This is a genomic window from Clostridium sp. LS, assembly GCF_002760435.1.
In the GTDB taxonomy this organism is placed as follows: domain Bacteria; phylum Bacillota; class Clostridia; order Clostridiales; family Clostridiaceae; genus Clostridium.
Genome location: NZ_AUUU01000007.1, coordinates 24,157 through 37,613 on the forward strand (window position 1 = coordinate 24,157; position 13,457 = coordinate 37,613).

The following is a 13,457-nucleotide window of genomic DNA, read 5'->3' on the forward strand; positions in this document are numbered from 1 at the left end:
TTGAGGGTATAAGTTCAACTAAGATTCAGATGGGGATAAAACCCACCTGAATCAAGTTTCACTTGACTACTAATCATTAGTTTGAGAATTCTTGTGTTCCCATGTATTTGCTGTTTCCTGAGATTACTCCTATACCAACCTTAGTATATTTTTCATTCATCATATTTGCTCTATGACCTGGTGAGTTCCACCATTGATTAAATAATTCAACTGGATCTGAATTGTTATATGCAATATTTTCTCCTGCTGAAGTATAATCATAGCCTATTGTATGCAGCCAGTTTGTCCACTTTGTTCCGTCTGGATTTGTATGACTAAAGAAGTTATTTTGAATCATGTCGTCACTCTTGTATCGTGCAACTTGTACTAATGTATTATCTATAGTTAATGGCTGAAGACCTGCTTCTGTTCTTTTTTCATTCATTAACTGAAGAATCTTATCCTCAGCGGAATTTTGTATGCTAATTGAATACTTTGTTGGCAAATTAGGCAGCCCCTGTACATCTACTGAAGTTGCATTTGTACCACCTGTCGGATTTACTGCTGAATTGCTAATGTTATTCCCATTATTAAGATTCATAAATAAGCCTGTATTTAAAAGATTATTTGCAATTGCATTATTATAATCGTTAGTATTTGAATTAATTGTTGCTGCAGATACTCCTAATGATGAGAAACTTCCTATTGTTGTAGCTGCAATAACTGTAGTTACTATTCTTCTTAAATCATTCTTTCTCATTAGTTTTTCTCCTTTTGTATGTTTTATTTGCCTTCTTGATTTTTATATAAACAACAAATATTTTTTAAGTTTTTGTTGCTTTCAAGTTAAGGCATGTCTCTATCTTATCATCTTTTCGACAACATTCAACACAACTTTTTCTTAATTAATTGATTTAAATGCTATCAGCTTTGACTTACTTTACTATGTTATTGTATGCTTCTTTATGCACCATAAGGCATATGAAAATAAATAACAAGTCCAAAGTTGCCATGATTATTTTTCATCAGGCAAGGATGCAAATTGCCCTCATAGCGGGCCTATTAGAGCAATTTGGAGACGAAGGATGATGGAAAATAGGCTGGCAAATGGACTTGTTATTTTTTGAATGTGCCTAATATTATTTAAAAGCTTAAAGCGCCAAGGCTGATCCCCAATATTTATTATTACGTATCATTTCTAAATCTCTCTCATATCTTTATTTTAATAATTAACTTTGAAACTCAACTTCTCCACATGTACAGAGTTTATAGGGGAAATTTAAAATATAAAAAGCTATAGACATTTAATAAATAACACATTAAAATGAATTAAAAGAAAATAATGGTTATTTTTTTGAATATGCCTTATGGGAGTGTGAAAATGAAAGTTAATATAAACATTATTTCTTCTGAACTAGAAGAAGAAGTTAATTTCAATATACATAATGTTGAAAAGAATATTACTCAAGCTATAGAATTGCTGACATCATCAAATCAAGTTATTAAATACCTGCTTGGAAAAAAAGAAGACAAACATTATAAAGTTAACGTTGATGAGATTTTTTATATAGAATCGATTGACCGAAAAGTATTTATATATACAAAAACTGAAACCTATGAAATTTCTGAGAAATTGTATATACTTGAGGAACAATTATCTACTGTTAATTTTATTAGAGTTTCTAAATCATTGTTACTAAATATTAATAAAATATACTCTTTCTACCCAAAATTAAGTGGGAACCTAGAAGCTCTTTTAGTTAATAAGGAAAAAGTTATTATCTCAAGAAGATATGTTGCAAATTTGAAAACCAAATTAGGAATGAGGGACAGCGAATGATCATTAAATATTTAAAACCAATATTAAAATTAACCTCAATAGTTTTTACCGTAATAATATTATTTCAACTTATTACAAAACAAGAATTAAATAATAGCATATTATATGAATTATTAGGTTTATCTTTAGTGTTGTCATTAATAAAATCCATTATTAATAAATATATTATTTCTGAAGATTCAATATTTAACTCACTATCCTATATAATTATAATTTGGTTAATGGTTATTGGATCAAATTATCTTTTTAACTGGAATATGTCCTTATCAGCAATGTTTTCATCATTTATTGAAGTCATATTAATTTATATATGTGTTAGACTTATTAATTATCAGCATGAAAAAACAGAAGTTAAAAAAATGAATGAAATTCTAGATAGAAACAGAAAAAATGAACAACAATGATCCTAAATTGTTGTTTATTTTTTAATAGTCGCGTTCCACTTGATGTTCTTTTTTCACCGCTTAGTTATATATATTAACCGCTTACGCATATACATATTGTCCTTATTTAATTTATATTATATTCTTACAACATGATATGAATTAAGAAAGAAGGTTATTTATATGATGATTATTAATATTATTTCAGAAATTGTTAGCGGGACTCCGTTTTATGTTTGGATTATATTTATTGTTCTTTTAAAGCGTGGAATGAAATCTACTAGAGATGGTGAATTATCCTTTAATAAAATGTTAATTATGCCACTTATATTTATTGTTTGGGGTTTGGAAAAATTACTCATAGGTTTTAGTTATTTAGGTACTTCTATGATTTTTTACACTGCATTTATGTGCTTAGGAACACTATTATCCTACGCCTTATACTCTAAGTACAGAAAGCTTTATATAAAAGATAATTCTCTATATAGAACTGGCTCATACTTACCATTAACTATTATGATGACTAATTTTTTTGTAAAGTATTTATTAAATGTTGCTCTAAGTGTAAATCCATTGTTATACAGCGCATTGTCCTTTAATATTTTATATTCATTATTAAGTGGTTTCTCTGTCGGCTTATTCATTGGAGGTATTTTGCAGGCATACAATGCTTATTCACACTTAAAAGCAGCAGTATAATTATATATCAGTATAAATCAGGACCACCCGTAAAACGGGTGGTTTGCTCTGCGCCTGTAAGGCTTTGTTACTGGCTGTGCTACTCGCACATTGAACGGTTTGCCAACCGCATACTTTTACAAACGGGCACCTAAAAGGTGCTTTATTTTTTGTTTCCGTTTACCGGCTCACCCGTAAACGGGTCAATATATTCCTTTAAACTCAATTGTTCATATGCTATATCTTCTTGTATCTGATTTTTTATATATTCTTCTATAACCTTTTTATTTCTTCCTATGGTATCAACATAGTATCCTTTACACCAAAATTGCCTATTGCCATACTTGTATTTCAAGTTTGCATGTCTATCAAAAAACATCAACGAACTTTTACCTTTCAAGTATCCCATAAACTGTGCTACACTTAATTTGGGCGGTATACTAACAAGCATATGTATTATATGATCCTTACATGCATTCGCCTCGATAATTTCTACTTTTTTATACTCACAAAGTTCTCTTAAAATTCTTCCGATGTCCGCCTTTATTTTTCCATATATTATTTGTCTCCTATACTTCGGCGCAAAAACTATGTGATATTTACAATTCCATTTACTATGTGCTAAACTACTATTGTCCATTACGGACACACCTCCTTGTTTTATAGTATTGGTCGGCAAACCTACTATAATTTTACAATGGAGGTTTTTTATTTTCTACTCACCGCTGAAAGCTCTTTAGAACCACCCGCGTAGCAGGTGGTATTCAAAATACAACAAAACCAGGGCTTATTCTTAAGCCCTGGTCCATTTCGAAACAAGTGTACTTATTGGGACTTTAAAATCATTTTCGGACTAAGCCTAAAATATTACTATTAAAATCATCGTTCATAAGAACCACCTCTTTCGATTATTATTATGTGCAGTATTAGTTTTAATATGCTAGAATAATTATTATTCTATGAAAAAAATAAATTAATAAAAATGCTAAACTTTTTTAATCGTAAAAAACTTAAATCCCCTTCATCTTCCCCTTCACCAAACTTACGTAACTCCCTAGTACCGCAAGACTCCTCACCACTTCATCCACATCAAAATTCAAAGTATGTCTTTTCTTCTTTAAAATCTCCTCTAGGTTAAAAAGCATAGATGCACCTTCCTTTAGTCCCAATTTATCACAGCTTACTGCGAGTCTATTCATTTCTCTTAAAGTACCGTCTAAAGTCACACTTACTCCACTAAGTAAAATCCCATCTAAAAGCCCTTCAATATCCTCAATAACAGTCTTTAAGCTTTCATTATTCTCCACGAAATCACATCCTTTATAAAGTCAAGTTCACTAAAGTACCATCTTCATAGTAAGCTGTTATGGGCACTGCTATAAGCCCAGCTTCTCCGAGATATACTTTTGCAAGCAGCATAAATGGATAGTTTTTCATTCTTTCTATCCTCTCCAGTTTTTCTATAAGCTTTTTATTGTGGCTGGAATACTTAACCTCAATACTTACACATTCTTCTTCCTTATCATATAGGGGCATTTTAAAGACCTGATGCACTTTATCAAAGCTGCTTTCTCCAAACTTTGTTGGCTTTACAAGGAACAAATCATCATTTTCTTCCCTTTCATTAAAGTATAAGCTAGAGTTTTTAGAAACAGTTAAAAATAAATCCTTCCATAAGGTAAAAGTCTTATCTTTAAGGTAAATACTTGAAAGATCTGTAACTCCTATAACTTCTCCTTTACTGCTTTCACTAGAAGATAATCTAAAATCTCCATTTACCTTTCCATTAATAAGCTTTATTTTAGCTTTAGAGAAGCTTTCTATATCAGAAGCTACTCCCCATGGACAGGTTTCCATGCTGTAACCGCTTTTCTTATCATAGGACAAATTTCTAGATATGGTGTAAGTAAACCATTTGTTAAAGCCTTCTACTGTAAAGTAAAATGTAGTTCCTTCATAGCCTGATTCTGTTATCCATTTGTTAGCTCCTACTGCTGTAAGCTCAATAGGTGGAATTTCATAATAAGAACTCTTATGCTCTCCTATTAATTCCCCTAAAGTTTTTTCATCGCTGCAGTTTTCCATGGCCATAGTTAAAATATAAATGCTTTGAAGCAAATATCTGAAGCCTTCCACAGAAAAGGAGGCATTTTTATTAATATATAATTTTAGCTTTCCTTGAAGTGCTCTTATTTTCTTCTCCATATTAGGAATATCGCTGTTGTGACATATAATTGCCACCTGCTCCAGCTTATCTAAAAAGCTTTCAGGAATTCTAGCAAGGCCTGTAAAGTATATTTCTTCTATGGTTTTTCTCACTTCTTTTATACAGCTTTCTAAGACTTCCTTGCTTATAACTTTGTCCTTAGCAATAAAAGAAATAATTTCTTCCTTATTTAAGGCACCTTTGTAAAGTCCATAGTGAATTACTGCCTCTGCCTTATGTCTGCAAAGCTCTTTACTTTTACAGCTGCATAAAGAATTATTAACTATACTGCTGTCCTTTATGGATATATCCTTCTTTTCTTCTCCCTTTACAGAAATAAATTTTACTGTTTCTTCTCCTTCAAACTCCACCTGAAGTAGAGCGCCTTCTTTTATATCTGCTTTTAATCCAAACTCCATTCTTTTAACGAGATTTCCAAATTCTCTATCTCCCAAAGCAGTCTTTATACTTTTTAAGTTTATATTTAAAAGCTCTGAATAATCCTGAAGAAGCTCTTCTTGTTCATCAGAAATTTCCTTTAAAGAAGATGACTCTCCAAAGATTTCTTCCATATGCTGTTTAACATATAAATAGCTCATAACCGTATGCTTGCAAATACTTCTTGAAGGACAGCTGCACTTAAAAGCTTGTATATCTTCATTTATGCTACAAACATTACCATCTGGCAGTTCGCATTTTATAGATGCTTCTTCCACTGTTATTTTTACAGCAGCACCGGAATTTAAATCCTTTGAAGCTCTATTAAATATACCCTTATTAGTAACTCCAATGAGATATTCATCATTAATAGAAAGAATATAAGATTTTAACTTGCTTAAGAAATTATCTTTGCTATCCATTTAGCTAACCCTCCTGGCGTCATTGCTGCAACTTCTGCTCCAAGTGCAGCCATTTTAGCTGCAGCCTTTTTGTCATAAAAACTATTAGCTTTGTCATCTAAAGCTGTAAGGATTATAAGCTTAGCCCCAGTTTCAATTATTGCCTTAGCCCTTGCATACATTATGTTGTAATTATAGCCATCATAAAGGTCTGTCACCATTACCACCATAGTTCTTAAAGGACTCTCTATTAATTTTTCTGCATAACCTAAGGCCTTTCCTATATTAGTTCCGCCTCCAAGTTGAACACTCATAAGTGTTTGAACTGCATCATCTACATAAGCAGTTAGATCCACTATCTCTGTATCAAAAATAAAAAGACTGGTTTTTAACATAGGAAGCTTTGAAAATATTCCTGCCATTATAGCACTGTGAATAACAGAAGAAAGCATACTGCCGCTTTCATCAACTGCAACTATTATGTTCCAAGGATTGTATTTTCTTACCCTGCCATAAAAATAAACTTTATCTACAATCATTCTTTCTTCTTCTTTATCATAATTTTTTAAATTGGCTCTTATGGTCCTCTTAAAATCAATGTTTCTAGCAGACTTTACAGCACTTCTTTTGTTTCTGTCCACTTTTCCCATGATAGTCAACCTTACTTCATTTTCTAAGCTTTTAGTTATTTCATCTGCTACCTTCTTAACTATTTTTCTAGCAGTATCTAAAACATCGCCCTTCATTAAATGCTTCATTTGCAGTATATTTTTTAAAAGCTCTGTATTAGGTTCCATAGCCTCCAGCACCTTTTTATCTGTTAAAAGCTCCTTCATGTTATATTTCTCTAGAGCATGCTTTTCTAATATTTCCACTGTTTCTTTAGGGAATAAGGTTCTAACCTTTGTTATCCAAGAAGGCACTGTAAGGTTAGAGTTTCCTCTTCCTCCCCTTGGGTCATCTACTCTTATTCCTCTTTCTTCATCATAATCCCTATCATATAAGAACTCCAGCAAATCACTAAGCTCTGAATAATTTCCGCTGTCTTCTGAAAAACCTATGCTGTCCTCTGCAAATTTTCCAAGTACCAACCGCCATCTATTTAAACCAATTAACTCTTCCTTCATACTTTATCCCTTCCCTGGTATACCTGCCATTTTTCCAAAAGCTCCACTGCATATTTATCTAAGGATACTGCTAGTTTTATATCCTCTTCCTTTAAGACCTTCTCATATAGAATATCTTCTTCCTTAGTGCTGTAAACTTTTGCTGCCTCTTTAGCAATACTGTCAATTTCAAAAGGATTAAAAAAGGTAAAGCTAAATCTTAAATCAGGGAGAAGTGCCATAAAATGTTCCTCTTCTATATTTCTTAAAAAACTGTCTATTCCCTTAAGTAAATCCTCTTCAATAAGCAATAAATCCTTAGCTGTAGAAAATAGTCCCTTTAAAAAGCTTCCTGACTTCATAAGCTTTTCCCCTGTTCCATAGAGATACTGTACTGTTTTATCTGCCACTTCCTTAGAATCAGTTGCGTTTAATCCATAAAGTATACCTAATGCTGCTCCTTCTACAGCACTATTTAAGTCCTTCTTTGAAATAAGGAGCCTTAAGCTGTCTATTAGAGATTCACTATCAAAATTAGCTTTATTAGAAATATGATAAATATCCTTTAGCTTAGAAATTACTTCATTTTCATTGTCATAATCCACAGTATTCAAGCTGGTTATTTGAGAAACAGCTTTATTATAAGCAGTAGTAAAGAATTCCTGTAGTTTTTCTTCCATATTAATGTTAAGTAAATCTTCTGCATTACATAGAAAATTTAAGTTGTAACAAGAATTTGTAACAGAAACAAAATCCTCATCTCCATTTAATATTTCTCCAAAGGAAGGCAGAAGTCCTTGAAAACTGCTTTCAGCTCCCATAAGTGCAGCTTCTATTAAAAGCAGTGAAGCTTCTCCTGAAGCATTTTCACAGGCTTTAAACCTTTTTGAAAGCACAGAATTTGCTGCTTCCTTTAAGCTTCCCCCCTGCACAGAAAGTTCAATGAGGGTACTTTGAAGTTTAGTAGTCCATTTATACTTCCATACTTCTCTTATTAAATTAGTATTTTTTCTATTAATAAAATCTGGTCCTTTTTCCATAAGACAAAAGTTAGTATTTAAAAACTTCATTATATGAAAAAACTTACTCTGCTCTCTATGCTTTTTACTCTTATAGATACTAAGGGAAACTTCATTTTCTAAAGTAGTAGTTTTTATGTTAAACTTCCCGCACAATTCATTAAAATCCTGTACTATAGGAGGAACTTCTGCTAAGGCACAAAGTTTTCCTATTTTATTTCCTGTAAGCAATTCTCTTAAATACTTTAAAGAAACCTGTGCCTCTGCATCCATTTCACCTTTTACAAAAGAAGAGGTTATACCATCCTTAAGCTCATAAACTCCACATTCATATTTATCTCTTAAAGCCTTAAGTCCTCTTGCCATATTAAAGGCTTCTATTTCATCTGCTGTAGAGAGATTTCCATGATTTTTTCTTATAAGTTTTCCTGTATGTACAATAAAATTAAGTACAGCTTCTTCATAAGGTTTATCCATATGTTTCTCAATATTTTCAAAAACTCTTTGATAAAAAGCAGGGTGAGGCATTCCACTTGCATAGCCATTTAATTGATCACTTTCCTCAAAGGAATAAGCCATGGCATATACTCCTGTATCAGCTTCAGCTATATTATGAAGAGTTATTTCATTATCAGCTTCAAGGCCATCAATGAGTGCGGATGTGTGAAAGCCTCCACTTACTACCAGCACTTTATTGTATTTTTTAGCTGCCTCTCTTATTTTCATGCTCATAAAGATTTCTCTAGAGAGACAGCCATCTTCTTTAAGCATTTCTTCATTATAGCCTGCTCTAGATAAATAACAGGAAAATATCATATTTTCTATGAACTTCTCTGTGCTTATTCTAAGTCCATCTATTTCAAATAACTTTTCCCAAAGCTCATTATAGTTTCTACAGCCTTCCTTTTCACAAAGAGCTTTAATAAAAATACTTTCCTTCATTAAATAATCATCATTATAGGTGTTTTTTTCCTGAGCCTTTCCCATAACCTCTAGTTTCTTACTGTTTATAAGTATTTCTGCATAAGATAAGTCTATAAACTCACAAACTATATCTCTTTTCTTACCTTCTCTTAATGCCAAAAGCTCTGGTGAAAAATCTAGGAAGGGATAGTAACACCTGTATTTTTCCTTGTTTTCTTCTATAAATCCATTTCTATCAAAGTAACTATAATAAATACATACAGGAGCTTTAGTTTCTTCATGAGCTATATACTTTATAACTTTATTAGCTTCTGCTGGTCCTTCAATTAATATAATTTCAGGTTTATAACTATCGATTACTTTCTTAAGATGAAAACTACAGGCTGGACTGTGATGTCTTACTGGGAAAAACATTACCCTGTTGTCTAAATTGTAGGATTTTTTCACATAGTATTTTATTTTATTATCTATATCCTGCTTATCCATATTTTCAACCATGCTAGCTCCACCTTTATTTAATCCACTTTTTAGCTTCATAGAATTCCTTCCAGTTTCCACCTATTCTTGTACTTTTACCTTTAACTACAATGTTAAAATAACTTCTAAGCTTATCCACATCTTCACGGCTTTCCTTAAGTACAGAACCTAATATGTTTTGCACCATATTACCCATATCAATTTTAGAATCCCCATAATAAAAACTACTCATAAGAGTTTGATAATATACCGACACTGCCTCTGCTGTACTCATTACTGCAGAAGGTTTGTCTATTCTACTGCCTTCAGAAGATATTCCTTCTCTTAATTCATGGAAGGTTGTGGCAAGAATTTCTGCAGCATCTCTGTCCACTTCCATTTCAATATTAGAATTTTTAATAAGCTTTTCTACTTCTCCCTCTATAATCTTAGCTTCTAGTGAAACATCACTTATCGGGAATACAGTTTCAAAATTAAATCTTCTCTTTAAGGCACTGCTCATTTCGTTAACTCCACGGTCTCTAGTATTAGCAGTTGCTATAACATTAAATCCATGAGAAGCACAAAGCAGCCCTTCTTCCCCAAACTCTGGTATATTTAAAACTTTATCACTGAGTATACTGATTAAACTGTCCTGTACTTCTGCTGGACATCTAGTGATTTCTTCAAACCTAGTTATAATTCCCTTTTGCATGCCTATGAACAAAGGAGAAGGCACTAAAGCTTCCCTAACTGGTCCTTTAGCTAAAAGGAATGCATAATTCCAAGTATACTTAATCATGTCCTCTGTAGTTCCTGCTGTTCCTTGTATAGTATTTGTGCTGCATCCGCAAATAGCTGCAGATAATAGTTCACTTAACATGGTTTTGGCTGTCCCCGGCTCTCCAACCAGCATAAGTCCTCTGTTTCCAGCTAAGGTTATAATACATCTTTCAATAAGAGTATCATCTCCATAAAATTTCTTAAGTATATTAACATTTTTTCTTTTCAGCTTTAGAGGCTTGCTGCTTCCTAAAATAAAAGTCCTCACAGCCTTAGGAGACAATCTCCAATTTTCTGGCTTAGGCCCTTCATCATTAGCCTCTAATGCAGCTAATTCCTCTGCATATAATACTTCAACAGTAGGTTTTAATGCTTTTATTTCACTCATATATATTCTCCTTTATACTTCCCTAGATAATTGATCAACTCGTTTTAACATTTGCGGCATTCTATATTCGCCTTTTAACTCTTTTACAAATTGTGCAGCATAATTTAAATCTAAGCCAATAGCACTAACATACAGTGGTTTGTTACTATTTCCACGATATACTTCCAAATAATTTGTACTATCTTTAAAAAAAGTTTTTGCCACTCCCATAACAGGGGTTTTATTATTTAAAGCTTCATATAAATATCCACCTAATCCTTTTTTATTCTCATTAAGCCAAACGAAACTATCAACAATAATAAAATCTATATTTTCTTTTACCTCGTTCAAAAGTTTTAATATACATGGCAGTTCTCTTTTATAAAATTCTCCTGGAATATACTCATTTATCTCATGGACTAGTACATTATATTCAGCTAAAATACGCTCATCTTCATCTTTTTGAAAAACTATACAACTAGCCTTTGCGTAATTTTCATAATAGTAAACATCAAAACATGCTGCAATTACACTTTCCATTACTTTTCACCTTCTTAATATTTGAACTCTTCCCACCAGTCTTCTCCACCTTCAAGCCAGTATTTCACCAAACTAAAAATTATAACTTTGGTACACATGACTTATTCTTTAACTGTGATATCATACATCTCAATAAACAAATTCAAATTTTTATTAAGCTCCTCTATTACCTTAAATGCTGGTTCTAAAGTTTCCTCTATACCGTCAATAAATAGATCTATGTGGAATTTTAAAGTTGTTCCAAGTTGTCTTCCATTTGGAGTTACTGGTGGCAACGCAAATGGTCTTAATTGAATTTTAGTACCACCCCTAGCTGAATCTCTAATAAACCAAGCTAAAAATTCAAGACTTCTAAGGCTATCTCCCGAGTTATCAAGACTAAATTCAAATTGAATAAGTACTTCATTTTTAAGCCCACCTTTTGTACGCAGAATCGCTACATGAGGAAGGTGTGAAAACTGAGATGTTTGTAATAATTCAGTATTTACCTCCTCTAAATTATCTATACCACTTTCTATTGAAACAACTCCCATTAACTTTAAAATTGTATTATGAAAATTTTCTATTTCCTTTGGATAATTACCCATATGATCACCCTAACTTTTTTATTTTTATTACTCTAAGTTTTAACAAAAATCCCAATTAACTAAGACCTAGTTAAACATTATAATTTTGCAGCTTTTAAAAAGATTGTTCACTATTGCACTTTGGCATCTTCAAGGATTATCCACATGTTTTTTTCATCATAATCTTTTACCTTTGCACATACTAAGTGATTAGGATATAAGTTCTTTGCTTCTGAGTTTCTGGCACCTCTTCGTAAACAGTAATAGTAAATGTTTTGTTATCTAGTTCTATAATAACTCCTTGTGGTATGAATAGCCCATATCTCTATCTACTCTATTTGAGGCTATATACCTGTTATCACATATCATTATTTGTCTTTCTTTATATCCATCATTTACTACTTCCATATATGTATGGTATTCCTTTCCATTCTCAAACCAATCCCATTTGAACTTTATATACATTGAATCATTTCTTACCCATCCAAAAGTTAAATTTTTGCAAGACCATTTTATATTAAATAAGGTTCTTTATTAATACTGCTGCTCTGTTTCTATGTTTACTATCAATTATTCCATCAAAGTATAATGAATAACTTCTACCACAAGCCTTTAATTTGCGAAGTATTATATTATCCATATTAAATGTAATCTTTCTTCCTGTAACTTGATTAATATAACTCTTTTTATCTATATGCTGTAACCAACATTCCATAAGCTCTCCAGATTTAACTACAAGCCAGCCGTTACCTCCTTTTATTGGTTCAGCATCGCTGCCATATGTAAATGTTAATGCATATGTATCACTATCTAACTTCACACTTTCCATAGAATATATAGAACATAATTCGGTAAATTCAAATAACTGCTTTTCTTCTATCTGTTTACCATCAGTATCATAAACTGCATAAAATATTTCGCTAGGCCTTTCTACATGAAATATGTTTCCGCCATTTGCAGTTACCTCAACTGTCTCATAATTTTTCCAATTGATAACAGGACTATTCTTTTCAAAATATGCATCCAAAAACATACCTTCTACAAAAACTTTACGTTCCTTAATAGATACTCCTTTATGATCAAGCAAGCGGTGCAATATCACCTTTTCATCAATTGTTGAAAAGGCCTGTATTCCTTCTTCATTATACAAGCATCTACTTACCAATGGCTCTTCTATTTTCACACGCTTTACTGACTGAAAGTGTTTAGTCTTAGAAAATTTATATTCTCCTAGTTTTGTAGGTTTTTTATTAAAGGTTCCATCAGTATACGATAATATCTTATCTCCATCTCTAAAAATATGCTCGGCTACTGATGCCATTAGTTTACAATCCCCAATATCTTTTCTATCCCCTATGGGCAAGCATACAACCCTATTTAAAGATGTTTTTGAGTATCCAATTACACACCAAATTTCATCATTTGGGCCTTCGAATAAATCATATGGTACTCCATCATATTCGCAGTAACATGTAGTTTGTAAGTTTTCTACATCCATTTTAATATAGCAAAAGTTATTTTTATATTTATCTAATTCATCTAAGTGTGATGCAATATCAGATGCATCTTTATAGTTATTTATACTAAAAAACACTTGATTCTTTGATGGTAAGTAGCACATATCCCCTGTGCTCAGACGATAATCAGCATCGATATATATACCATAAAATTCATTCATATGATAATTGCTGATCTTAAAAATATTATTATCTATAATTAAATCTTCCAAAGTTTTCCTCCTTAATTCAATCTAGTTATATCAACCACTGAT

Annotated in this window: 13 protein-coding genes; 3 read left to right on the plus strand and 10 right to left on the minus strand. The window is 31.9% G+C overall.

Annotated features, from left to right (window positions below; genetic code table 11):
* Nucleotides 1–76: 76 nt before the first annotated feature.
* The gene (locus COL3_RS01700) at nucleotides 77–739 is read right to left on the minus strand and encodes a CAP domain-containing protein (protein WP_008422669.1); all 663 of its coding nucleotides are present in this window, start codon (nucleotides 737–739) and stop codon (nucleotides 77–79) included.
* 621 nt (nucleotides 740–1,360) lie between these two features.
* On the opposite strand from COL3_RS01700, the gene COL3_RS01705 reads away from it, so the two are divergent.
* The 3 genes from COL3_RS01705 (at nucleotide 1,361) to COL3_RS01715 (ending at nucleotide 2,901) form a co-directional block, all read left to right on the plus strand.
* Nucleotides 1,361–1,819, plus strand: a complete 459-nt coding sequence (locus COL3_RS01705; protein WP_008422666.1) for a LytTR family DNA-binding domain-containing protein — start codon at nucleotides 1,361–1,363, stop codon at nucleotides 1,817–1,819.
* Entirely contained in the window at nucleotides 1,816–2,223 is a 408-nt protein-coding gene (locus COL3_RS01710; RefSeq protein WP_008422664.1) for a DUF3021 family protein, read from the plus strand. Before COL3_RS01705 ends, COL3_RS01710 begins: the two co-directional genes overlap by 4 nt.
* 162 nt (nucleotides 2,224–2,385) lie before the next feature.
* Nucleotides 2,386–2,901: a DUF6622 family protein gene (locus COL3_RS01715; RefSeq protein ID WP_008422662.1), complete on the plus strand. Its 516-nt coding sequence runs from the start codon at nucleotides 2,386–2,388 to the stop codon at nucleotides 2,899–2,901.
* Nucleotides 2,902–3,043: 142 nt separating this feature from the next.
* Here COL3_RS01715 and tnpA read toward each other — a convergent pair whose 3' ends face one another.
* The 9 genes from tnpA to COL3_RS01765 all read right to left on the minus strand — a co-directional run bounded on the left by tnpA (nucleotide 3,044) and on the right by COL3_RS01765 (nucleotide 13,415).
* Nucleotides 3,044–3,520: an IS200/IS605 family transposase gene (gene tnpA, locus COL3_RS01720; protein ID WP_008422659.1), complete on the minus strand. Its 477-nt coding sequence runs from the start codon at nucleotides 3,518–3,520 to the stop codon at nucleotides 3,044–3,046.
* A gap of 370 nt (nucleotides 3,521–3,890) precedes the next feature.
* A complete protein-coding gene (locus COL3_RS01725; RefSeq protein ID WP_008422656.1) occupies nucleotides 3,891–4,187 on the minus strand; it encodes a hypothetical protein in 297 nt (98 codons plus the stop codon).
* Between the two features lie 13 nt (nucleotides 4,188–4,200).
* A complete protein-coding gene (locus tag COL3_RS01730) occupies nucleotides 4,201–5,946 on the minus strand; it encodes a hypothetical protein (protein ID WP_008422654.1) in 1,746 nt (581 codons plus the stop codon).
* Nucleotides 5,922–7,052: a VWA domain-containing protein gene (locus tag COL3_RS01735; RefSeq protein ID WP_008422653.1), complete on the minus strand. Its 1,131-nt coding sequence runs from the start codon at nucleotides 7,050–7,052 to the stop codon at nucleotides 5,922–5,924. The genes COL3_RS01730 and COL3_RS01735 overlap by 25 nt, the downstream gene beginning before the upstream one ends.
* Nucleotides 7,049–9,511, minus strand: a complete 2,463-nt coding sequence (locus COL3_RS01740; RefSeq protein ID WP_008422652.1) for a DUF5682 family protein — start codon at nucleotides 9,509–9,511, stop codon at nucleotides 7,049–7,051. Before COL3_RS01740 ends, COL3_RS01735 begins: the two co-directional genes overlap by 4 nt.
* Nucleotides 9,486–10,601: an AAA family ATPase gene (locus COL3_RS01745; protein ID WP_008422651.1), complete on the minus strand. Its 1,116-nt coding sequence runs from the start codon at nucleotides 10,599–10,601 to the stop codon at nucleotides 9,486–9,488. The genes COL3_RS01740 and COL3_RS01745 overlap by 26 nt, the downstream gene beginning before the upstream one ends.
* A gap of 12 nt (nucleotides 10,602–10,613) precedes the next feature.
* Nucleotides 10,614–11,120 (minus strand): endonuclease V, encoded by a 507-nt coding sequence (locus COL3_RS01750; RefSeq protein ID WP_008422650.1) that lies wholly within the window; start codon nucleotides 11,118–11,120, stop codon nucleotides 10,614–10,616.
* A gap of 101 nt (nucleotides 11,121–11,221) precedes the next feature.
* A complete protein-coding gene (locus tag COL3_RS01755; RefSeq protein ID WP_008422649.1) occupies nucleotides 11,222–11,707 on the minus strand; it encodes a hypothetical protein in 486 nt (161 codons plus the stop codon).
* Between the two features lie 496 nt (nucleotides 11,708–12,203).
* Nucleotides 12,204–13,415 carry a hypothetical protein gene (locus COL3_RS01765; RefSeq protein WP_008422648.1) on the minus strand — a complete coding sequence of 404 codons (1,212 nt, stop codon included), beginning with the start codon at nucleotides 13,413–13,415 and terminating at the stop codon, nucleotides 12,204–12,206.
* Between the last annotated feature and the right edge of the window lie 42 nt (nucleotides 13,416–13,457).